Annotated in this window: 17 protein-coding genes and 6 pseudogenes; 16 read left to right on the forward strand and 7 right to left on the reverse strand. The window is 68.8% G+C overall.

Annotation, left to right across the window (positions count from 1 at the left end):
• The 7 genes and pseudogenes from ACIPEK_RS15755 to ACIPEK_RS15785 form a co-directional block, all read left to right on the forward strand.
• Nucleotides 1-1,061, forward strand: a 1,061-nt coding sequence (locus tag ACIPEK_RS15755) for an alpha/beta fold hydrolase (protein WP_401995862.1), incomplete at its 5' end; no start/stop codon positions are given.
• A gap of 54 nt (nucleotides 1,062-1,115) precedes the next feature.
• On the forward strand, nucleotides 1,116-2,237 hold the full coding sequence (gene dpgA / locus ACIPEK_RS15760) for a 3,5-dihydroxyphenylacetyl-CoA synthase DpgA (RefSeq protein ID WP_401995865.1): 1,122 nt from the start codon (nucleotides 1,116-1,118) through the stop codon (nucleotides 2,235-2,237).
• Nucleotides 2,238-2,265: 28 nt separating this feature from the next.
• Complete coding sequence (gene dpgB / locus ACIPEK_RS15765) at nucleotides 2,266-2,955, forward strand: enoyl-CoA-hydratase DpgB (protein WP_401995868.1); 690 nt, start codon at nucleotides 2,266-2,268, stop codon at nucleotides 2,953-2,955.
• A gap of 59 nt (nucleotides 2,956-3,014) precedes the next feature.
• Entirely contained in the window at nucleotides 3,015-4,349 is a 1,335-nt protein-coding gene (dpgC, locus tag ACIPEK_RS15770; protein WP_401995871.1) for a (3,5-dihydroxyphenyl)acetyl-CoA 1,2-dioxygenase DpgC, read from the forward strand.
• A 178-nt stretch (nucleotides 4,350-4,527) separates the two neighbouring features.
• Nucleotides 4,528-4,938: pseudogene (locus ACIPEK_RS15775) on the forward strand (integrase); the annotation flags it as partial.
• Nucleotides 4,939-5,156: 218 nt separating this feature from the next.
• Nucleotides 5,157-5,402, forward strand: a complete 246-nt coding sequence (locus ACIPEK_RS15780) for a hypothetical protein (RefSeq protein ID WP_401995874.1) — start codon at nucleotides 5,157-5,159, stop codon at nucleotides 5,400-5,402.
• A 497-nt stretch (nucleotides 5,403-5,899) separates the two neighbouring features.
• Nucleotides 5,900-7,186: a vanadium-dependent haloperoxidase gene (locus ACIPEK_RS15785; RefSeq protein ID WP_401995877.1), complete on the forward strand. Its 1,287-nt coding sequence runs from the start codon at nucleotides 5,900-5,902 to the stop codon at nucleotides 7,184-7,186.
• A 153-nt stretch (nucleotides 7,187-7,339) separates the two neighbouring features.
• Here the strand turns inward: ACIPEK_RS15785 and ACIPEK_RS15790 are convergent.
• The 3 genes and pseudogenes from ACIPEK_RS15790 to ACIPEK_RS15800 form a co-directional block, all read right to left on the reverse strand.
• A pseudogene (locus ACIPEK_RS15790) lies at nucleotides 7,340-8,149 on the reverse strand (type III PLP-dependent enzyme); the annotation flags it as partial.
• Complete coding sequence (locus tag ACIPEK_RS15795; protein WP_401995881.1) at nucleotides 8,104-9,558, reverse strand: AMP-binding protein; 1,455 nt, start codon at nucleotides 9,556-9,558, stop codon at nucleotides 8,104-8,106. The pseudogene ACIPEK_RS15790 and the gene ACIPEK_RS15795, both read right to left, overlap by 46 nt.
• A 13-nt stretch (nucleotides 9,559-9,571) precedes the next feature.
• Nucleotides 9,572-10,636, reverse strand: a complete 1,065-nt coding sequence (locus ACIPEK_RS15800) for an AMP-binding protein (protein WP_401995884.1) — start codon at nucleotides 10,634-10,636, stop codon at nucleotides 9,572-9,574.
• A gap of 239 nt (nucleotides 10,637-10,875) precedes the next feature.
• Here ACIPEK_RS15800 and ACIPEK_RS15805 point away from each other — a divergent pair.
• Nucleotides 10,876-11,290: pseudogene (locus ACIPEK_RS15805) on the forward strand (IS5/IS1182 family transposase); the annotation flags it as partial.
• Nucleotides 11,291-11,299: 9 nt separating this feature from the next.
• Here the strand turns inward: ACIPEK_RS15805 and ACIPEK_RS15810 are convergent.
• A complete protein-coding gene (locus ACIPEK_RS15810; protein ID WP_401995887.1) occupies nucleotides 11,300-11,707 on the reverse strand; it encodes a DUF3224 domain-containing protein in 408 nt (135 codons plus the stop codon).
• 233 nt (nucleotides 11,708-11,940) lie between these two features.
• Between ACIPEK_RS15810 and ACIPEK_RS15815 the strand changes: the two genes are divergently transcribed.
• From ACIPEK_RS15815 to ACIPEK_RS15845, 7 genes and pseudogenes are all read left to right on the forward strand, one after another.
• Entirely contained in the window at nucleotides 11,941-12,696 is a 756-nt protein-coding gene (locus ACIPEK_RS15815) for a trimeric intracellular cation channel family protein (RefSeq protein ID WP_401995890.1), read from the forward strand.
• Entirely contained in the window at nucleotides 12,693-13,949 is a 1,257-nt protein-coding gene (locus ACIPEK_RS15820; RefSeq protein WP_401995893.1) for a M20 family metallopeptidase, read from the forward strand. The genes ACIPEK_RS15815 and ACIPEK_RS15820 overlap by 4 nt, the downstream gene beginning before the upstream one ends.
• Before the next feature lie 64 nt (nucleotides 13,950-14,013).
• On the forward strand, nucleotides 14,014-14,391 hold the full coding sequence (locus tag ACIPEK_RS15825) for a hypothetical protein (protein WP_401995896.1): 378 nt from the start codon (nucleotides 14,014-14,016) through the stop codon (nucleotides 14,389-14,391).
• A 1,208-nt stretch (nucleotides 14,392-15,599) separates the two neighbouring features.
• Entirely contained in the window at nucleotides 15,600-16,154 is a 555-nt protein-coding gene (locus tag ACIPEK_RS15830; protein WP_327277517.1) for a DUF2243 domain-containing protein, read from the forward strand.
• Nucleotides 16,155-16,165: 11 nt separating this feature from the next.
• Nucleotides 16,166-17,002 (forward strand): cytochrome c oxidase assembly protein, encoded by an 837-nt coding sequence (locus tag ACIPEK_RS15835; protein ID WP_401995899.1) that lies wholly within the window; start codon nucleotides 16,166-16,168, stop codon nucleotides 17,000-17,002.
• A gap of 222 nt (nucleotides 17,003-17,224) precedes the next feature.
• Nucleotides 17,225-17,389: a hypothetical protein gene (locus tag ACIPEK_RS15840; RefSeq protein ID WP_401995902.1), complete on the forward strand. Its 165-nt coding sequence runs from the start codon at nucleotides 17,225-17,227 to the stop codon at nucleotides 17,387-17,389.
• Between the two features lie 528 nt (nucleotides 17,390-17,917).
• A pseudogene (locus ACIPEK_RS15845) lies at nucleotides 17,918-18,388 on the forward strand (GNAT family N-acetyltransferase); the annotation flags it as partial.
• Between the two features lie 143 nt (nucleotides 18,389-18,531).
• On the opposite strand, the gene ACIPEK_RS15850 reads toward ACIPEK_RS15845, so the two are convergent.
• Both ACIPEK_RS15850 and ACIPEK_RS15855 read right to left on the reverse strand, forming a co-directional pair.
• Nucleotides 18,532-19,080 (reverse strand): DUF1062 domain-containing protein, encoded by a 549-nt coding sequence (locus tag ACIPEK_RS15850; protein WP_401995904.1) that lies wholly within the window; start codon nucleotides 19,078-19,080, stop codon nucleotides 18,532-18,534.
• 301 nt (nucleotides 19,081-19,381) lie between these two features.
• A pseudogene (locus ACIPEK_RS15855) lies at nucleotides 19,382-20,077 on the reverse strand (leucine zipper domain-containing protein); the annotation flags it as partial.
• A gap of 184 nt (nucleotides 20,078-20,261) precedes the next feature.
• Here ACIPEK_RS15855 and ACIPEK_RS15860 point away from each other — a divergent pair.
• Nucleotides 20,262-21,365, forward strand: coding sequence for a sulfite oxidase (locus ACIPEK_RS15860; protein WP_401995907.1), 1,104 nt, complete (start codon nucleotides 20,262-20,264; stop codon nucleotides 21,363-21,365).
• A gap of 668 nt (nucleotides 21,366-22,033) precedes the next feature.
• Here the strand turns inward: ACIPEK_RS15860 and ACIPEK_RS15865 are convergent.
• Nucleotides 22,034-22,360, reverse strand: a pseudogene (locus ACIPEK_RS15865) (transposase); the annotation flags it as partial.
• Nucleotides 22,361-22,450: the final 90 nt, after the last annotated feature.

Genomic DNA, 22,450 nt, shown 5'->3' on the forward strand with positions numbered 1-22,450 from the left:
AACTCGACCACACCCAACTCCCCACACCCCAACCCACCACCACCGGCCGCCCACCCCGCACCCCCCACGAACAAACCCTCGCCACCCTCTTCACCGAAACCCTCAACCTCACCACCATCACCATCGACGACAACTTCTTCGACCTCGGCGGCCACTCCCTCCTCGCCATACGCCTCACCAACCGCATCAACACAACCCTCAACACCCACACCACCATCCACACCCTCTTCCAACACCCCACCATCGCCGACCTTCACGACACGCTGTTCCAAGAAGCTGACGGCGAACTGTTCGGTGTACTCACCTACCGGGCCGAGGGCGACCTGCCGCCGATCTTCCTGCTGCCCGCGGCGAACGGGCTGAGCTGGTGCTGGTCTTCGTTGGTGCGTCATCTCCCGGCCGGGCATCCGGTGCATGGCCTGCAGGACCCGAGACTGTCCAGCCATGACGTCGAAGCGCTGGCGGTCAAGGAACTCGCGGCCATCCACCTCGCACGGATCAGGGAGATCCGGGGCGATGGCCCATGTGTACTGGTGGGCTGGTCATTCGGAGGCACCGTCGCCCAGCAGTTGGCGGTCGAGATGGAGGCGAGCGGAGTAGATCCATCGCTGCTCGTGCTGCTCGACTCCTACCACGGTCCGGATCCGGCCGGCGAACCAACTGCGGCGGAACTCGTCCGCACGGCCCTGGACGGCCTGGCACTACCGTCGGCGAACGCAGCCGAGCTTCCCGGCGGTCATGAGTTGCGGCGAGCTTTGACAGAGATCGAGAGTCCACTCTCGACACTTCCGGATCAAGTCATCGAGAACCTGGTCCTGATCACCAGGGCGAACCACCGCGCCATGACCGAGCACATACCGCAGCCGTCCCGGGTCCCGGTGCTGTTCCTCGACGCCGAGACTGGAGGCGCTGCCCCCGCATCGCATTTGTGGCGTGACGGCCTTGCGAAGGACCTCGAGAGCCACCAAGTGGGCTTCGACCACCAAGAGATCATGAAGTCGGAGGCGAGCCCGGAGATCGGGTCCCTCATTTCCAGGAAGGTCAACGATGTTGTCTCATAGTCGCTTCACCAGGCGGACGAGAAGCAAGCTTCGCACCTGGGGGTGGATGTACCGATGACCCCGCTGGCCCAATTGCCGCACCCCGGTGCCCTGCGCTCCGCACCGGACACCACGCTCTCGGACCGGTCCCGTGCACGGCTGGTGGGCATCGGTACCGCTGTCCCGCCCACCTCCTATTCCCAGCGCGAGCTGCTGGACATCTTCGAGATCGACGACCCACGTGTGCGGTCGGTCTTCCTGAACAGCGCCATCGAGCGCCGGTTCCTCACCCTGCCACCGGAAAGTCCCACCGGAGGGCGACTGTTCGAGGAGCAGGGCGCTCTGCTGGCCAAGCACAAGAAGCAGGGAATCGAGGTGGGCGCGCGCGCCGTCGAGGACTGCCTCAAGAACATGAATGCCGACCTGTCCGACATCGGCTACCTGTGCTGTGTGACCTCTACGGGATTTCTCACCCCGGGATTCAGCGCCCTGCTGATTCACGAGCTGGATATCGACGGGCACTGCAGCAGGCTGGACGTGGTGGGAATGGGGTGCAACGCCGGCCTCAACGGTCTGAACGCTGTAGACGGCTGGGCTCGGGCGCACCCGGGTCAGCTCGCGCTCATGGTGTGTGTGGAATCGTGTTCTGCGGCCTATGTGTTCGACGGCACCATGCGCAGCTCGGTGGTGAACAGCTTGTTCGGGGACGGGGCGGGCGCGATCGCGGTCATTGCCGAGGACCCGGAACAGCGCCCGGGCCCCGAGGTCTTGAAGTTCACCAGTTGTATCATCCCCGAAGCGATCGATGCGATGCGCTACGACTGGGACGACGAGCAGAGCCGGTTCAGCTTCTTCCTCGACCCGGATGTCCCCTACGTGGTCGGTGCACACGCCGAACTCGTCATCGACCGGCTGTTGTCCGGCACGGGCCTGAGGCGCAGCGACATCGCGCACTGGACGGTCCACTCGGGGGGCAAGAAGGTCATCGACTCCGTGCGGATCAATCTCGGCCTGACCCCGCACGATGTCCGGCACACCACCGGCGTGCTGCGTGACTACGGGAACCTCTCCAGCGGTTCCTTTCTGTTCTCCTACGACCGGTTGTGCAGCGAGGGGCTGGCACGCCGCGGTGAGTACGGAGTCCTCATGACGATGGGCCCTGGCTCCACCATCGAGACAGCCCTCATCCGCTGGTAGTTCCGCCGATCAGAAGGAGCACATCACCATGACCGCCACTGACGACATCACCGGCATCTGTCCGCAGCTTCGGATCGACGGGACGCAGCCGCTGTCGCGTGAACTGATCGCCCGCGTGCAGGCCTTCGCCGACCAGGTCGAGGAAGGCGGGCCGGACAGCGTCGCCGTGCTGCACCTGACCGGTAGCACACCGGCCTCCACGCCCGTCGGCGATGTGGATATAGCCCTCGTCAACAAATGGGAACGCACACTGCGACGGATCGAGCGGCTGTCCGCGACCACCGTCGCTGTCGTGCACGGCGACTGCGGCGGTACCGCGCTGGAGATGCTGCTGACCACCGACTGCAGGCTGGGCACGCCCGACGTGCTTCTGCGACTGCCGTCGGGATCCGGCCCGGGCGCGGCGTGGCCGGGCATGGCCCTCTACCGACTGGCGAACCAGGTCGGGGTCGCCCGGATCAGGCGGGCCACCCTTTTCGACACGCCGGTGCAGACCACCACCGCGCTGGAGCTGGGACTGATCGACGAAATCGCGGACGACCTGGAGGCCGCTGTCGCCGTCGCGCTCGCGATCACACCGCGCCAAGGCGCGGACGTGGCCGTCCGGCGACAGCTGCTTCTGGAGGCGACCACCACGACGTTCGAAGAGGCGCTCGGCCGGCACCTCGCTGCCTGCGACCGAGTGCTACGTCGGAGTGGCCATGCGTCCGAGAGCTGACCGGGAAAGCCGGAACGGACCGGACACCCAGTATTCGCGTCTGACAGGAAGGTTGTGACATGACCCCAGACACCATCCTCGATCGTCGTACCCGGACCGGCGCAGACGACCTTGACGTGGCCGTTCGCGCTCTCACCGGACTCGCGGCCCGTGCCGAGGAGCAGCTCGCATCGCTCCCGGAACCCGTTGAGCGCGCCCCGGAGCAACAGGAGAGGGCCGCACGCGTCAAGCTCGCCGTACGACAAGCCCGGCACACCTTCCTCCGCAGACACGTCGACGCCGTGTACGACGACCTCACCGAGGGCGGGGCGATCCGGCTCCGACTGCACGAACTGGTGCGGGCCGCCGAAGTCAGGTTCCCCGGTGTGCTGCCGAGTGCCGATCAGATGGCCGCGGAGCTGAACCGTATCCAGGCCCACAAGGAGGGACTGGAGATCGATCAGGGCCTGTTCCTGCGGGAAGTACTGGGGTCGGTCTCCGCCGGGACCCACCTCATGGACTCGATGCTTCAGCCGACCGAGCGCGCGCTGCGCCTGCTCCCGGATTTCCAGCGCACCGGGTCGATCACTCTGCACTCCGTCCGACTGGAACGAACCGGCCCGGCGGCAGAGCTCACCCTCTGTCGCGACGATTGTCTCAACGCCGAGGACAACCAGCAGGTCGAGGATGTGGAGACCGCGGTCGATCTGGCGCTGCTGGACCCGGCCGTGCGCGTGGGCGTGTTCCGTGGCGGGCCGATGTCGCATCCCCGGTACGCGGGTCGCCGGGTGTTCAGTGCGGGCATCAACCTCAAGCGGTTGCACGCGGGCCAGATCTCGTTCATCGACTTTCTGATGCGTCGGGAGATGGGCTACATCAACAAGTTGGTGCGCGGCATCGTAGTGCCCCACGATGCGTCCTGGCGCAGCCCCGCCATCGAGAAACCGTGGCTGGCCGGAGTCGACACTTTCGCGATCGGTGGCGGGGCGCAACTGCTTCTGGTGTTCGACCGGGTGGTCGCCGGCACGGATGCATTCTTCAGCCTGCCCGCCGCCCAGGAGGGCATCGTGCCGGGCGCGTCTAATTTCCGGCTGGCCAGGGCGATCGGGAGCCGGGGGTCCCGTCAGATCGTCCTTTGGGGACGCAAGGTGTGGGCCAACGAGCCTGACGGTGGGTTGCTGTTCGACGAGGTGGTCGATCCCGTGGAGCTGGATTCGGCGCTGCGGAACGGAATCGACAGGCTGGACAATACCGCGGTCGTGACCAACCGCCGGATGCTGAACCTGGCAGAGGAACCGCCGGACACGTTTCGCGCGTACATGGCGGAATTCGCGCTGCAGCAGGCACTGCGCCTCTACAGCGAGGACGTCCTCGGCAAGGTCGGCAAGTTCGCAGCGGGCGCGGTGGCGGAGTGAGCCGAGCGCAGCGACTTCGGGGGCGGTACAACGAGGCCGGCGACGCGAGTGCCGGTACAAAGTGATCCATGGATCCGGTGCCCGGCCGTTCCGCCCGGGCTCCAGGGGAGGGAGCGATCGTGACCCGGGCATCAGTGAGCCCTTTCCAACCTCACGTTGATGCGCGGTGAAGGACGGGGTCCTGGACGCCCGCACCTCCAGCGGCTACGGCGCCCGCAGTCGTCGCGGCATCCACAGCGTCCTGGACGTCGAAACTGCCCTGGCAGCCGCCGACACCGCCGCCCGTCTCCGCGACCGCGTCGCCGCCGGAGAGAAGATCTCCGGGCCCGCCGCCCGCCGGGCCCTCACCGCTGCCGCGCAGACCCCGCGTTTCGAGGGCCGCATCGTCCCCAAGACGTTCGCAAAGAAGGCCGCTAAGCTCCTCGCCCAGGACGGCATCGTGCTCTTCGACAACCCTGATGCGTTCCTGATCTGCGCGTTCAAACGCGACAACGCGCTCTGCGAACCCGCCCCCGAGGCAACTGCCCCGAGGCAGTACGACTGCCGCCCCGGCTGCGGCAATGCACAAGACCATCGACGTCACGTTCAAGATCTACCGTAACCTCATGCCCGGATCGATCGGCAGGGCCGCCAAGCTCCTGGACATGCACCTGGCCGCCTGAGGCCGCGACGGGGCGCTGCCGCGCCGAGGCCCAGGGACATCCGGTCACGATGCTGACCTTTTGCTGACCCCCCGTGGTCTCGGGAGTCCCTGACCTGCGGAAACGCCGAAACTGTGTGAGTCGGTGTCGTTCACGCCGCTTCGACGTGGCGACACGCGATGGCAAGCAGGGAGACCGCCGCATCGTCAGCCTGCTCAGCACAATCGTGGCCGCGGTGGCCGCGGCCTCTGCCGGGGTGGTCATCTGCTTCGTCTACGGCCACCACGCCGGAGGCAAGCTTCTGCGAAGGGCCTACGGACCAACCATGCCCGTCTCCGACCCAAGCGTTTCTCCGCTGCGCGCTCTCCGGGCAACCGGCCGCTGGCTCGTGCCCGAGTGGAAGCGGCCGTAGGCGGCGCTTTGACCTCGTCGTCGTACCGGTGCGAAAGGCGGGGCTCGTCGGGCACCGACAGCAACCGGCGCAGCCGACTGTAGGCAGATGACCACAGGCCGGAGTTGCGGCGTGCTTCGGGAACCCGCAGGCTGTATCTGGCAAGCGACCTTGATGACGCAAAGAGGTGATCAGGTTGCAGGACCACTCGCACCCGGTCGACCCCTCGAAACATGGGTGCGGGTGACGCGCGCCGACTCAAGGGCCGGTACCCCGGTGAGTCCGGTCGCGATACTCCAACGACCGCCCCAGCACGGGACTCAGGCAGACGGAACTGGCTTCACGTCCTGGTCGAACTCCGGAGCAAGCGTCCGGAGTACTTCTTTGCGGCACACGCTGCGGACTCCCCTCTCGCCCAGTGGTGCCCGTTGACCGCCTGGCCCGAAGCGGCCCACGTGGTCGAAGTGTATGGCCACCGGTTGCCCCAGCCCACCGCCCACCACAGGGAGCCACAGCATATGGACGGAAAGCACAAGATACTCGCTGCACTGACCGGAACTGCGCTGACAGCCGGACTCACTGGCCTGGCCCTCGGGCCCACCGCCACCACACCTGCTCACTCCCCGACCCTGCGCGCTGCCGCCCGGCTCTCTGGGATGTCGGTCGTGGAGTGGAACCGTGAGCTCATCACCGTCCTGAGCGATCCGAAGGCCCAACCGCCCACCATCCACCCCACGCGCAGCTTCGCGCTCCTTCAGGCCGCCGAGTACGACGCGGTGGTATCGGTCACCCGGGCCGGCCCTGCCTACTTGTTCTCGGTGTCGGCGCCGCGAGGCGCCCGTGCAGACGCCGCAGCGGACCAAGCAGCCCACGATGTGCTGGTGGCCCTGTACCCGGCCAAGCGCGCAAGCGTGGACCGGCGGCTGAGCAGCCAGTTGTCCGCGATTCCCAACGGCCCCGGAAAGCAGGCGGGCATTGGCGTAGGAGCCGAGGTCGCCCGCCGGCTGATCAGCCTGCGATCCCATGATGGGTCCTCGACCAAGCCGCCGCCGTTCAGTCCCCGCAACGTGGCCGGCGGCTACCGGCCCACACCGCCCGACTTCCCCACACCGGTGTTCACCAACTGGGGCTCGGTCAAGCCGTTCGTGCTGGCCAAAGGAAGCCAGTTCCGCCCGGTGCCGCCGCCGGCCGTCAGCACTGCCGAATACGCCACAGCCTTGAATGAGGTCAAGAGCCTGGGGAGCAAGACCAGTACCACCCGCACCCCCGATCAGACCGCGGCCGGGAAGTTCTGGGCGGCAGCGCCCGTCTGGAACGTCTGGAATCAGATCGCGCAGGGACTCGTCACCTCCCAGCACGCAAGCCTGGAGAACGCGGTGAAGGTCTTCGCCCAGCTCAACCTGTCCCTCGCCGACACCGCGATCGCGATGTACGACGCCAAGTACACCTACCGCGTATGGCGGCCCGTGACCGCCCTCCGGCTCGGTGGTACGCACTACAACCCGCGCATCGTTGGCGATCCCAACTGGACCCCCCTGCTGCCGACCGCCCCGGATCCGTCCTACCCCGCCGCCCACGGCGCTCTCAGCCAGGCGGCGGCAACGACGCTCACCAGGTTCTACGGCGCGCAGCACCACCTCGTGGTGACGTCGAAGGGCGTCACCCGAACCTTCGCCGGCTTCCAACGCGCCGCGACCGAAGCGTGGCTCAGCCGGATATGGTCCGGCCAGCACACCTCCATCGACAACCGGGCAGGCCAGCAACTCGGCACGCAGGTCGCCGATTTCGTGGCGCAACACATCTGACTGCCCGCACCCGTGCAGCGTCAACGCGCCGCATGGCTCTGGCCAAGAGCCAGCTGTACCCAGCGTATCGGGTACAGCTGGCCCGAACATTGTGCTATGGCCACGCCGGACGTCACGGGGGCGCCGGATTTCATGGGGGTGTGCCACCTTTCGGTAGGTCCGTACGTGCTCGATGCGGGAGACGGAGAGCACTTCGTCGCCCCGGACCACCGCTTCGTCCGGAGCGGGCCTGCCCAGGAACATGAGCAGACTGGCGGTCGGGCCGTAGGCCCCGGTGTTGGGGATGGCGACCAGGTCGCCGGGGCGCAGGCCGGCCGGGACCTCGATCTCCCGCCCGAGGAGGTCGCCGGGGGTGCACAGCGGGCCGGCCAGCGTCGCGCGCTGCGTCTCGGCTTCGCCGGACGCGACCCGTACCGACACCGGCAGGATCCGTCCGAGGCCCGACATTCCGCCGAAGGTGTTGATTCCCGCGTCGAGGATGACGAACGTCCGCCCGCGGCTGGCCTTGACGTTGCTGACCGAGGCCAGCAGGGTGCCGCAGTCGCCCACCAGATAGCGGCCCGATTCGACGGCCAGCCGAGGGGCGCCCTGCCGCCAGTGCGGGAAGCGCGTATCGAGGGCGGCTTCCAGCTCCGAGCGCAACTTGGGGTAGACCGCCCGTTCCCCGTGCTGCCCGTACGGAACCGAGAATCCGCCGCCGATGTCGAGCAGCCGCAGGGGCAGCCCGAGCTCCCGCTCGATACGCGCGGCCGTATCGATGGTGTGCCGGAACTCGCCGATCAGTGCTTCCTCGTCGGCGGCGTTGCTCTGGGAGAAGAGGTGCAGACCGGCGACGGAGGTGCCCGGTACCGAGCGCAGCCGGGGCGCCAGGTCCGCGATGGTCTCGCTGTCGATGCCGAACTGGCTGGGCTTGCCCGTCATCCTGACGCCGCTGGCCGCGCTGGCCGTGGCGCTGTGATTTCGCGGGGGCCGAGATCGCTCTCGACGAACAGCGCGAGACCGTGTCCGTCGCCGGGCGGCAGTACGGCCGCGGCCCGGACGCCGGGGATGTCCATGGCCGCGATCTCGATCTCGATGGTGCTCATGCGAAAGCCCTTGTGTTTGAACATGTCGTCGTGGCGGCCCTCGAAGTAGAGGTGACCGTCGTCGTCGAGCCGCCCGTAGTCGCCGGTGCGCAGCAGTGGCTCGCCGGTGTGCTTGTCGCGGCGGAAGGACCTGGCGGTGTCCTCGGTGTTGCGCCAGTAGCCGGACATCACGTGAGGGCCCGCAGCGACGATCTCCCCGACCTCTCCGGTGGGCACGGGCTCGCCTTGGGCGTCCAGGATCAGCACTCGGGTGCCCGGCAGCGGCAGGCCGACGGAATCGGGACGCTCCGTGTCCTCCTCGGGGGGCATGACCGTGATGCGCTTTGCCTCGGTCTGGCCGTACTGCCGTACCACGCGTGTGCCGGGGAAGTGCTTGCGCAGGGCTTCGATGGTGGTCTGGGGCAGTGCGGCGCCGGTGTTGGTGAACATCCGTACCGGGGGCACGGGTTCGGTGTCCCGGCCGGCCAGCCGGGTGATCATCGTGGCGAGTGACGGGACGATCGGGACGACGGTCACTCCGGTCTCGCGCATGCGCCGGAGGAGAACGAAGTCGGACTCACCGTCGGCCAGGACGATCTCGCAGCGCGCGACGCAGGTCATGAGCACCTTGTAGAGGCCGTAGTCCCAGGACATCGGGAAGCGGCAGAAGACGACATCGTCCGGCCGGTAGCCGAGCGCTTCGGTCAGGGCCCGGGAGGCGAAGGTCACCTGCGCGTGCGGGCACATCACCGCCTTCGGAGCCGCCCTGCTTCCGGATGTGTAGATCAGTACGGCCAGGTCCTCGGCGCGCACGGGATCCGGTCGTGGTTCCGGTTCCGGTCGCGGTTCTGGCTCCGCGGTTCCGTACGGCCGGCCGGGGTGTTCGTACCCCTCGCTGATCTCGGGCCAGAGCTCGGCCAGGTCGTGCACGGGAACAGGGCTGATCCTTCGCAGCACGGCCACCCCCGAGGCGTCGCCGACGACGAGTACGGGTTCCGCGTCGCCGATGACCGACGTGAGGTGGAACTCCTTCATGGCCGGGTTCAGCGGTATGAAGACGGCGCCGGTCCGTGAGGTGCCGTAGAACATGGCGGCCAGTTCCCGGCTGGTCGGCAACTGGACCACGACGCGGTCCCCGCGGCCGACGCCCCGGGCGCGCAGCCAGTCGGCGAACCCCCGGCTCGCGGCGTCGAGTTCGCGGTAGGTCCAGCGGCCGGTGGCGTCCCGGACCGCCGCGGCTTCGGGTGCCTCGGCGGTGGCGGCGTCCAGCAGGGCATGGATGGTGTGGCTCGTGGCCTGGCTGTTCAAGCGCGTTCCTCGTTCACCTTGCGTGGGTGGTGGTGGTTGCGAGTGTGTCCCGCAGGGCCTGGCGGTCGACCTTCCCGTTGGCGTTGAGCGGCAGGTCCGCCAGGACGGTCAGCGCGCTGGGGATCATGTACTCGGGCAGGCGGGCTCGCAGCGCGGCGAGTACGTCCGCCGGGTCGATGCCCTGCCCCGTGCAGACGGCCACCAGCTGGGTGTCGCCGCCGGGGCCGGGAAGGGCCAGCGCGATCGCGTCGCCGACCCGGGGGTGAGCGCGCAGTTCGCTCTCCACCTCGCCGAGTTCGAGGCGGTAGCCGCGCACCTTGACCTGGTGGTCGAGCCGCCCCAGGTGGATGAGGCCGCCCTCGCCCCTGCGGACCCGGTCCCCCGTGCGGTACCAGAGCCGGGCGTCCGGCTGTCCGGGGGAGCCGGAGAAGTCGGCCCGGGCGTCCCCGGCCTCGTACCGGAGGAAGCGTCCGCCGTTGTCGGCGGGGTCGAGGTAGCCCGGGAAGCGCTGGACGCCACGCACGCACAGCTCGCCCTCGTCGGCGGGGCGGCCTTCCCCGTCGACGACGAGCTGCTCCAGGCCGGGGCAGAGCTCCCCGATCGGTACGGTGCCGCTCGCCGGGGGGAGCCGGGCCGGGTCGTTCGGCAGCCGGTATTGCGTGCAGCTCAGGGTGAGCTCAGTAGGTCCGTAGAGGTTCTCCAGCACGCTGCCGGGGGCGGCGGCCCGCCACGCCGTGGCCTGAGCCATGGTCAGTGGCTCGCCGCAGAACAGGCTCCAGCGCAGCGTGGGCATGCTGCCGGGGGTCAGCCCGCGCAGCCGCCGGGCGAGCGAGATCACGGAGGGGACGGAGAACCGGTGGGTGATGCGTTCCCGGGCCACGAACCGGGTGGGGGCCATGAGGTCGGCCTGGCCGGGCACGACGAGTGTCGCCCCGGCGCCCCAGGCCGCGAACAGGTCGAAGACAGAGAGGTCGAAGGTGAGATCGAAGGTCTGGGAGAGCCGGTCGCCGACGCCGATGCCGTCACGGCTGATCACGTGCTCCAGGTAGGCCGCTATGCTGCGGTGCTGGACCGGCACGCCTTTCGGGGTGCCGGTCGACCCGGAGGTGAACAGGATGTAGGGATGTAGCAGATGTCCTCCGGGCCGGGCCCGGCCACCGGCACGTCGCCCGCGAGGTCCCGGGGCAGCGCGGCGGCGTCGACTGCCAGCACAGGGACCGGCAGGGCGGCGTCGGCGCACCGAGGCTCTGTCAGGACGCAGCCACGATTTTGCATGACGGCGCGTCGGATTCTCCGGCGGGCCGTTTCGGTGTCGCCCTGGCCGTGCTGATCACTTCGGGCCAGTGGGGCGATGCCCCACAGCTCATCCCGGTCATGGAACGCATCCGCGTCCGCCGGCTCGACGGCGCACGCCCCCGCACCCGGCCGGATCACCTCGGCGACGACAAGGCGTATTCCTCCTGCCGCAACCGCAGCTACCTGCGCCGACGCCAGATCAGGCACACCATCCCCGAACCCAAGGACCTACGGGCCCACCGCAAAAGGGCGCGGCAGCCGCGGAGGGAGGCCCACCGGGTTCGACAAGATGATCTACAAGCGCAGGAACGAAGCGGAGCGGACGATCAACGCTTTCAAGAACTTCCGGGCCGTGACCACGAGGTTCGACAAGCGCGCCTACGTCTTCCACGGCACCGTCACCGTCGCTTCGATCCGGCTCTGGCTCAGGGCGTGAGCTGCTGAGCTATTGACCGAGGCCGTAGTCGAACCAGATCCGGTGCGTGCCGTCCTGGTCGACGGCGATGCCTCCAGCCCCGGTGATCCCGACCAGCTCGCCCGTTCCGCTGCCCGGGACAATGACGAAGAACTCGTCCTGTCTGCCCTCGCCCGAGGCCGTTGCGGAGTGCGCAAAGTTGAAGGCACCCGACCGGCCATGTAGCGCCCCCTCGAAGGACTCCATCGCGACATAGGTGCCCGTGCCAGTTGACTGGTCGAATGCCGCGGTGAACAAGGTTGCGGAGCGCCCGACGACCTCGCCTTCGTACTGCTTGTCCATCGTGGCGAGACCGACGGGCATTGCGGTCTCGATCGCCGGGCCCGGCACCGGGACTGAGGTGAAGCCGGCCACTTTGAATGTTCCTGAAGCTCGCATCCCCGGATCGTATTCGGCACCACTGACAGCGGTGCCGACCAGACTGAGCTGGACCGGATTCCTTAGCGGCCCTGAAGCCAGGCATTTTGGCATTCCTGCCGAGCCGGCCGTCCGTCGATCGGAGGCGCGAGTCTCGGCCACGGGTGGCAGTGCGAGCCGCGTGTCGGTACTGGTGTCACGCTCTGTGCCTGGCCCAGGTGCTGCGGAGAGGCTGAGTCACTAGGCTCGTCATCGTGTCCACCGTGTGGGTGACGTCGGCTTCCCTGATTCCCGCCGGTATCACGGTCGCGACCCGGTATCTCGACCTTGCCGGAGTCTTCTCGTGCGCGCTGCTGGGTGGTGCCGTGGCCCGTAAGGCGGGCCTGGACCTGTTTGGGTTCCTGGTGGTGGGCATCATCTCCGGTTTGGGCGGAGGCATGATCAGGGACGTGCTGCTGCAGCACGGCACCCCTGTCGCGCTGACCGACTACGCCTACCTGCCGATCGCCGTCGCCGGTGCCGTGGTGGTTTTTCTCATCAAGATCAGTGAGGAGTCCTGGAGCCGGCTGTTCACCGCGCTCGACGCCGCGGTCATCGGCTTCTGGGCGATCACCGGTGTGAACAAGACGCTGGCCGTCGGCCTGGGCCGGCTGCCGGCCGTCCTGCTGGGCACCGTGACCGCCGTCGGCGGCGGCGCCCTGCGCGATGTCGTCCTCGGCCGGGTGCCGGCTGTCTTCGGCGGTAACGGTCTGTACGCCACCGTCGCCGTTGCGGTCGCCGGAGTCGCGGTGATCTGCGTGTACCTCGGCGTGCCGGGGATCGGCGTCGGCCTGGGCATCGCCCTGGCCCTGGCCTTCCGGCTCACCGCCGTGCGGTTCGGCTGGAACCTGCCCAACAGCCTGGACTGGCGGCCCCGGTCCCAGGTGGCCGCGACGCTGCGGCGCCACACCGGTCCCGCCACGCGAAACGGGAAAGAAGAGCAGTCCCACCCGCGCAAGGAGCCGTCGTGACCGACCGTAGCCGTGCCGTGCTGTCCGGCCTCGCCGAAATCCGCTCAGATCTCGAGGACCTCTACCAGGATCTGCACAGGCATCCCGAACTCGGCCTACGGGAGCACCGCACGGCGAAGAAGGCGTCCGACGCCCTGCGGGACTTCGGCTATGAGGTCACCGACGGCATCGGCGGCACCGGCGTGATCGGTGTGCTGGCCAACGGCGATGGACCCACCGTCATGGCCCGCGCGGACATGGACGCCCTCCCGGTACGCGAGCAGACCGGTCTGTCCTACGCCTCCACCGTGACCCTGACCGGTCCGGACGGCACCGAGCAGCCGGTCATGCACGCCTGCGGGCACGATGTGCACGTGACCGCCCTGATCGGCTGCGCACGGCTGATGGCTCAGGCCAAGGACGCCTGGCGCGGTACCTTCGTGGCGCTCTTCCAGCCCTCGGAGGAGAACGGCGACGGCGCCCACGCCATGATCGACGACGGGCTCACAGCAAGGGCGCCCCGGCCCGATGTGGTGCTCGCCCAGCACGTCCTGCCCTATCCGGCCGGCTACGTCGGCACCCGTCCGGGGGCCTTCCTGTCGGCCGCGGACAGCCTGCGCATCACCGTCCACGGCCGGGGCGCGCACGGCTCCATGCCCCAGGCCGCGGTCGACCCCGTGGTGATGGCCGCCATGATCGTCGTGCGCCTGCAGACCATCGTCTCCCGGGAACTCGCCGCCACCACCCCCGCCGTCGTCACCGTGGGCAGCATCCATGCGGGCAGCGGCCCCAACGTCATCCCCGACAGCGCCGTCATCCAGCTCAACGTCCGTACCTACGACGGTGCCACGCGCAGCCAGGTCCTGAAGGCGATCGAACGCATCGTCCGGACCGAGTGCGAGGCCTCCGGGTCGCCGAAGGCACCCGAGATCGAGAAGACGGCCGCCTTCCCGCCCACCGTCAACGACGAGGAAGCTACCCGGCGCGTTGCCGAGGCGTTCGCCGCCCACTTCGGCGACGACGCACACACCATAGACCTGCAGACCGCCAGCGAGGACATGAGCGAGATCCCCCAAGCGTTCGGCGCGCCGTTCACCTACTGGGGCATCGGAGGCATCGACGCCGACCTGTACGCCGAGGCCGCCAAGAACGGCACCATCGCCCAGGACGTCCCGGTCAACCACAGCCCGACCTTCGCCCCCGTCATCCAGCCCACCCTGGACACCGGCGTCAGCGCCATGACGGTGGCCGCCCTCGCCTGGTTCGGCAGCTGACACAAACCCGGCATCTCCGGCGAGCCGTGGCGGAGGCGGTCGCCACCTGTCGGAGCCGGTGCCGGTGTTGCGGCCCGGAAGGTGGTGCCGTACCAGTCCAGGCACGCTGCAGGCGATCCGGACCGAGGACGACGCCGAGTGGGCCCTGGGCCTGGAGGAAGCGCCGCCGCGGCAGGTCCGGCTCATGGCCGACGGCACGTACAACGACAGGTCGGCATCGGCCCGGCCGCTACGACGGGCCGGCGCAACCGGCCGACGTGTTGCGGAGGAGCGGCGGATCAAGCTCAAGCAGCAGCGCGCCGCTCCCGCCGGGCCACCAGTCCTGGAGGCGCAGGTACGCGGCCGGCTCCCGCTGTTCACCGTGCCCAGGGTGCTGACCGACGCCACGTCAGCGCGATCGTCGGCCGGCCGGTCGTCGGGTGGGAGGAAGCCCGGCCGGTGATCGAGGTGATGGTGGCCGAGCACGGCTTGACCGCAGGCCGGCGCCGCAAGGTCGCCGAGATTGTCCGCCTCGCGCTGACCGTCCGGGAGGCGAAGGGCGCCGAGCGGCGGCCCGGGCCGATGCTGCGGGACCTGCCGACCGACGGGGACGCGGTCCGCCTGGTCCTGTTGCGGGCCGGACTGCTTGCCGAGGCGTCGGAGCCGATGCGGTTCTCCACCGTCAACCAGCCCACCACCACCTACATCACCGCCCTGCTGCCGCCGCCCGGTCCGCGGCAGTGCCGCGACTGCCACGCCTGGATGACTGGCGAAAAGCGGGGCTTCCTCCGCAGCCCGTGCCGCCACCGGCGCGAGCTGCCCCCGTGGGCCGGTGCGTCCGCTGCCTGCGGACGACCTGCCGCTGCGCGGTGGCCGGTGCCGCACCTGCCGCCTCCACCGGCACCTGGGCGACGCGGGGCCGGCCACAGTCCGGGCCACCCACTGGTCATCGACCTTCCGCACGGCTCTCCCGGCCAGGCCCAGCTGATCCCGGTCGCTGAACCCCCGCCGGGGGAAGACGACCAGGACGCGGTGTCCGCGCTCCACGCCGGCCGCGGGCAGGAGCCGCTCTTCGGGATGCGGCGCGACTGGTCGCCGGTACTGGCCCGCCTGCGCCGCCGCAAGCACCCCGACGTGTCCTTGACCGGCGCGGTCCCAACGCTGACCGAGGACCTCGCCCGGCTGCGCGGCGACCAGCAGGACCCCGCGTACCGCAAGGACATCCGCACCCTGACGACCCTGGTGTACTGGCTCGGAGCCGAGACGGCCATCAAGGAGCGCGACGTCCACGACGTCGCCCAGCTCGACTCCGACCTCGCGGCCAAGCGGGTCGGCGCCGCCCATCCCGAGCGCACGGCGAAGCTGCCCGATGACACTCACTGGATGGCGGCCCGTTCGCGGGCAACTCCCGGGCACCAAGTGCGGGACGAGCCGGACGTGGGCGACCATGCCGACGACCTCGACCAGGGCCTGGGCGACGCTCACGGGCCGCGGCCGGGATCGGATGCTCGGCACCGCCGGCCTCGCCCACAAGCACGGCCGAGCGCGCCGTTCCTCGAATGGCGGTGTCATTCGGCCAAAAGGACGCCCGTTCGTGATGGGCGGATCAGGGCGGGAAGACGTACTGGTTCAGGCTCACATATCCGAAGGACAGATCAGACGGGACAGGCGATGGCCACCACCACCGGTCAGACACGAGAGGGCACGCTGCCCAGGAGCATTCAGTTGCCGGGAATCGTGCTGGGGGTGGGCCTCGGCGGATTCGTCGATGGCATCCTGCTCCACCAGCTCCTCCAATGGCACCACATGCTCACCAGCACCAACCACGACCGCATCGGCGTGAAGTACTACCCCGCGAACACCGTCTCCGGTCTGGAGATGAACACCGTGTGGGACGGCATCTTTCACGCCATCTGCTGGGTCGCGGTCATCCTGGGCCTGGGCATCCTGTACTCCAGGGTCACTCACCAGCGTCGCCGGGTGTGGACCTCCCGGGTGCTGTGGGGGTGGATCCTGGTCGGGTGGGGCCTGTTCAACATCGTCGAGGGTCTCCTGGACCATCAGATCCTCGGCATCCACCACGTCCACGGCGGCCCCCACCAGATCTGGTGGGACATGGGCTTCCTGCTCCTGGGCCTCCTCCTGCTCATCGGCGGCTACCTGCTCCAGCGCAGCGGCCGACCCTTCGACCCCGACGCCTCCGAGCGGCCCGCCCGGCACGCCTGATGGACGTCGACATGCATCACCACACGCACGACCATGGCGCAGGCAGCGGTCTGGGGGAGACGCTGCTGCCCCCAGCCGCAGTCATCCTGCTCGCCGCCGCCTACCTTCTCCTCGCAGGCCGGGCCCGGCGCCGCAATCCCGTCCAGGGCTGGGGACGCCGACGGACGGCGGGTTTCCTGACCGGATGCGCCCTGCTCGCCGGAGCAATGCTGCCACCGCTGGCCCCCTTCGCCCACGGCGACTTCCGTGGGCACATGGCCCAGCACATGCTCATCGGCATGTACGCCCCCCTGGCCCTGGTGCTCGGCGCGCCGGTCACCCTGCTGCTGCGCACCCTGCCGGCCGGCCGCGCCCGCGCGCTGATGGGCGTTCTGCACAGCCGCCCGGCCGGAGTGCTCGCCCACCCGGTCACCGCCCTGGTCCTGAGCACCGGCACCCTCGCGCTCTTGTACTTCACTCCGCTGTACAACGCGACCATGAACCAGCCCGTACTGCACTGGCTGATGCACGCCCACTTCCTCTTGTCCGGCTGCCTGTTCGCCTGGATCATCGCGGGCCCCGACCCCGCCCCGACCCGGCCCGGCGTCCCCACCCGGCTCGTCGTCCTCGGGATCGCCGTCGCAGCGCATGCCACGATTTCCCAGCTGATCTACGGCGGCTTCCTCATCAACGTTCACGCACCCGTCGACCAGGTCCGAGGCGGCGCGGAGATCATGTACTACGGCGGCGACATCGCCGAACTCCTCCTCGCCGCAGCCCTCGTCACCACTTGGCGGCCCGCCCGCCACCGGCGCCAGGATGCTGATCGGCCGGTGCCCAGTGGCGTGGTCAGGACAGTCGCCGGCTGACCCGGCCCGTCGCACCGATCCCACGGGCGTCCGTGGTCACCCGGCCCCTGGTAACGGCCAGATGAAGCAGCCCCCAGCCCGGCGGCCCGGCGGCACGGCCTTCGGTGCCCTGGGACCGGGTAGCAGTGTGAATGTTCACTACCACTCGGGCGCGGACGACGCCGAGTGAATGCTGCTCCGCCGGCATCGGACCCGTCAAGGAGGTCCGGCGGCCTCGGACAGGTGGTGCGGGCGGAGGGAGGCTTCGCCTACGGAGTGATCGGCGCCGACATCCACGTCTTCGGTGACGGGGTGCCGCTGTACCTGCTGCAGAATTGGCGTCCGGCGCCGACGCCGGACCCCGCCTTCCTGTGCGAACTGCCGAGTCGTCTGCTCAACGCTCGCTAAGCGGTGGTGAGTTTCACCGGCCGGGAGACGGAGCTGGCGGACCTGCGGCATTCGCCGCCATGGACGCCCTGCTGGCCGGCCCTGCCGAACTCGGCGATCTCCGCTCGTTGCCAGAGCTCGCACGCAGAGCAGCGGATGCCGCGCTCGACATGCCGTTCGCCGTCCTGGTCGGCCAGATCTCCGCGGCCTGCCAGGCAGGGAGGCCCACCGGCCGACCAGCCGTCGGCGGCCGTGCCCTCGGCGCCTTCCCGCGTCGGAGGCGCGGCGGCTGCGACTGCCTCCGCGCGGAGACGAAGCCGTCGGCATCGACGTCGACATCCTCGGATCCGGGCCCCATCGCAAGCGAATGCAGCGTCACCGCCGCTGACAAACTCAAGAGTCCCCCCATCAACGGCCCGTGCACCCCAGTGCAAGACATCTCATGGCGCTGGTGGATCAAGCCGGCGCTGGGACTTGTCCGGCCGATCGCTGGAAGAACTGAGTCTGCGACCTCGACGTGTGGGGTCACCTTCGACCGATCACGGCCCCATGACTCGCGCTCTCTCGACGCTGCCCGTCATTTCCTCCGGCTCGCTCGCCAGTTCCCCTCAACCTGTGCTCACCGCCTTCGGCGGTCTGCTGCCACGCCCCTGGGAAGGAGGCGACGTGCCAGGATTCCTCTCCGCTTACCGTGACGACGAGATCCGTCGCTGGCACACACGACGGCCCTTGACCGAGACGCAGGTCCGGGAGTGGTTCGACGCCTATCGCCGGGACTGGCAACGAGAAAAGGGTGGCCACTGGGCGGTCACCCGCGACGGCGGTGAGGCGCTCGGCCGGATCGCCCTGCGCGGCCTGGACTTCGACGACGGCATCGCCAACGTCGCGTACTGGGTGCTCCCGGCCGCCCGCGGCGCCGTCGTGGCCTCCGGTGCCCTCGCCACGCTCACCGCCTGGGCCCTGCATGAGATCGGCTTCCACCGCCTGGAGCTGGACCACTCGGCACGCAACGCAGCATCCTGCAGAGTCGCCATCGACACCGCCGCCACGGTGACCTGCCCTGACGGACACACCGTCCCCTTGTCTGACCCCGGCGGACAGCACAACCAGCGCGGGTCTGTCCGGCGGATCTTGCCGGACAGACCCCTGGTCCCGGGGAGGGCTCAGCGCTTGAGCGTGAAGGTGAAGTCGCCGGAGAGCTTGCCGGCCAGCCGGACTCCCGAAACGAGTTTCCCCTCCGTGACCAGTCTCTCGACCTCGGCCCGTGAAAGACCGCAACCTTCAGCGATCAGTCGCACAGGCCGGACAGGGATCCGCGCCACAAAGCGGACCGAGACGTCGATCACCTCGCGGTCCAGGTGATCCGATCCGCCGGTGTCGAGGCGCCAAGCGTTGTCCCAGTGGAGGGCAATGCGATTACGGCGCCGCACGACCGGATCCTGGAGCAGCTCAGCTGTCAGGCCAGGGTCGTTGTCATGCAGCCGGTCCAGCAGCTCAGGTCGTACGGAGCGCACGTTTTTCCGCTCCAGGACCGTGAGCTTTGCAGTTTCCCCGCAAGCGGTACAGAGCGCGAGGAGCCAGGCGTCGATGAGCTTGTGGTTTGCATTGACGCGAAATTTACCGCTTGCCCGGAAGAGCTCGGACGCGCACGCGTGGCAACGGCGGAGAACGAGCGGCAGGCAGGTGGGCACGACCACCCAGTTTTTGAGCACAGAAGTACACCGGTCTCAGTGAGAAGTCCGCAGCAGAAAGGAGCGCGGCGCACATGCGCGACGCGCGACGAATCAGCGCTCGGGAGGTCTCACAGGGTGTACAACGGCAGGTCCTTGACTAGACGACTTGGCTCGGCAGCACGGTAATGGCGCACAGCGGCGCTGCTCCACTGGTTTTCGAGCGCCTCACCCCCGAGGTACTGCGAGCGCGATCGGGGTCGTAGTGCGCACGGTTCTGAAGACAGTGGTAGAGGCAGCCGAGCAACTTGTTGAACAAGTTTCTGAGCGCGGTTGTGTGGCGTTCTCCGCCTGCTCGGCGTCGGTCGTAGCGGGCACGTGGGGTCTCGGTGCGAAGGGCGGCGAAGGCCCACATGTACCCGGCGGCAGCCAACCGCTGGTTCTTGACTGTTCGAGCCACGACGATGTGGCTGCGGCCTGAGGCCCGGCTGACGGGAGCCGCGCCAGCGTATGCTTTCACCGCTCTGGCGTCCGCGAAGCGTTCACGGTCGTCGCGGCGGTACTTGCGGCCGGCGGCCCGGCCGAGGCCTCTGTGACCACCGCCGTCGGGGATGTTGCCGAGTTTCTTGATGCCGACGTGCAAGAGGTCGTTCGTAGCGACGAATGCTACGGCCGGTGGCGCGGTCCGGGTGGGACAAACGGGCCGGCTTGTAGCGGGTCAGAACGCGGTGCACGGTGGCCGGGTTCAGCCCGAGCAGGTAGGCGATGCGGGCGGGCGTCAGCGTCGCAGGACGCGGACCTTGGTGATCCGCCGCTCGGTATGGGTCGGCGTTCGGCCCGGGCTGTGGTGCGGGCGGGAGGAGCGGTCGGCCATCCCGGCCTCGCCCGGTTCGCGGTAGCGGCCGGCCCACCGCTGAGCTGTGGTGGGCGAGACCTGGAAGCGTTCGGCAGCACGGCGCAAAGGCCAGCCGTCCTCGATCACGCAGTGGGCCAGACGCAGCCGTCCGGTCTGGGTCAGGGGTGCATTGCGGCGGGGCATGAGGGCCTTCTGAATCGTCCGGTGGAGATGTCGCAATCCACACCGGACCCGGAAGGCCCTCACTCATTCAAGATCACCCAGCCGTGATCACTGCCACCAGCCTCTGTGGACCTCTGTGGACAGAACAACTGGCCATGGCCTCCAGCCTGCGCTCCTTGTGGTCGGCTTGGCGTAAGCACCGAACATGATGAACAGTAGCTATATGGTCATATGGGGTAAATGGAACAATGTGCTCGTACATCAGGCCGAGCCGTACAACGCCGAGTCGCCTCCCGACGCCCTCGCAAGTCAGATCACCCCCCTGGACAGCTTCTACGGCCGCAACCACGCGCCGATCCCCCGCATCGACCCGGAGAGCTGGCGGCTGCGAGTGGACGGTTTGGTCGAACGCCCACTTGAGCTGTCGATGGACGAACTGCGGCGCCGCTTCCCCGAGCGGAGCGTGGTGGCAACACTGCAATGCGCGGGCAACCGCCGCGCGGACCTCATCGAGGTCCGCGACATACCCGGCCAGGTCTCCTGGGGCCCCGGAGCCATCTCCACCGCGTGCTGGAGCGGGGCGAGCCTGGCGGATGTGCTGGCGGAGGCCGGAGTGCAGCCGGAGGCGGCCCACATCGCCTTCACCGGTGCTGACGTGTCACGGCAGGCCGAGCCACCGCAGCCCTTCGGCGGCTCGATACCGGTGGCGAAGGCAACCTCCAGCGAGGTGCTGCTGGCCTGGGCCATGAACGATCAGGCACTGCCCACCGCGCACGGCGCGCCGCTGCGCGTGGTCGTCCCCGGGTGGATCGGCGCCCGCAGCGTCAAGTGGCTCAAGCGCATTACCGCTCAGGTCGAACCGTCCGACAACTACTTCCAGATCGAATACAGCATCCTGCCCGCCGAAGCCGACCCTCACCAGGCCAAGCAGGCAGACGGCATCACCCTCGGCCCGATCGCCATCCACTGCGCCATCCTGCAGCCCGGCAAGGACGCCCAGCTGCCGTCCGGGCCGACCGAGGTCGCCGGCTTCGCCTTCGCCGGGGACGACAGAACGGTGGAACGGGTGGATGTCTCCGCCGACCACGGCGTCACCTGGGCCCACGCCGACCTGGACCCGCCGGAGAACCCCTGGACGTGGCAGCACTGGCGCACCACGTTTACCCTGCCCCCGGGCGAGACCGAGCTCATCGCGCGCGCCTGGGACTCCACGGCGGCTGTGCAGCCAGAGTCCCCGGCGACCGTCTGGAACCCCAGGGGGTACGCCAACAACGCCGCGGCTCGCCTGCACGTCACATGCCGTCCCTGACCCGGACGCTTCAGAGGGCGATAAGAGCCAGCTCGACCCAATTTACGCGATCACTCCGGAGGCTCACAGGGGGACCTACCGGACAGAACTCCCTCCAGCGAGGTGGGGAGTCACGGGTCGAAGCCCGCCAATGAGGTCGTCCACGCGAATTCCGCAGGCGGTAGCCCGCCATCAGGAGGGGCAGATCGGCGCCAAGTCTGAGGAACCGGCCCTTATCGCCCTCTCAGTCGAACGATTCAGTGATTGACACAGACCGCTGGGCACCTCACCGCTGCCCGAATGACGGCACCATCTGTTGCACCAGAAGTTGCGTCTACGGCTGCACCAGCTATTCGACATTGGTCGCGCCTGTCCGGCGTTCTGGTCAACGGTCACACCCTGGGTCACTACCTCGACGAACCCCCATTCCGCATCTTCTGGTCTTCTGGGAAGCGCTCGCCGGACACGATGTGCCGCTGTACCTGCACCCCAACAGCGCACGTCTGGGCTGGCCGGTGTTCGAAGGCCGTCCCGAGCTGACCTACGCGTGGACCGCCGGAACCGGTGCCCACGCGCTCCGACTGATCTGCAGCGGTCTGTTCGACCTGTTTCCCACCGCCGAGTCATCCTCGACGGCCCCGGCGGCTCGCGGCGTTGCCCCACCGGCGGCAGCCGAGCGGCTACCCGGGAAGAGACGGGTCCCCTAATCGTTTGGCACGCTCCCGCACCTGGCATCGCAGGATCTCCTGGATCCGCTGGTCAAGGCCGTCCTCGCGCCACAGGGTGAAGTAATAGAACACCGCCGACCAGGCTGGGAGGTCGTGCGGCAGGAGCCGCCACTGACAACCCGTCCGGTTCTGGTAGAGCAGCGCGTTCACGACCTCGCGCAGGTCACAGGAGCCCGGGTCCCCGGTCGCCGACCGCGCCACCCGCTCCTGCTTCCACGCGGTGACCAGCGGCTCGATCAACGCCCATTGCCCGTCGGACAAGTCAGTCGAGTACGGCATCCGTTCCATGCCCGCAACCCCATCATGCACACGACATAACGCGAGGGCGGAACTGTCCCATCACCCACGAACGGGCGACGCCACATCATCAGGAACGGG

This window comes from Streptomyces sp. NPDC088246 (assembly GCF_044741025.1).
GTDB lineage: Bacteria > Actinomycetota > Actinomycetes > Streptomycetales > Streptomycetaceae > Streptomyces.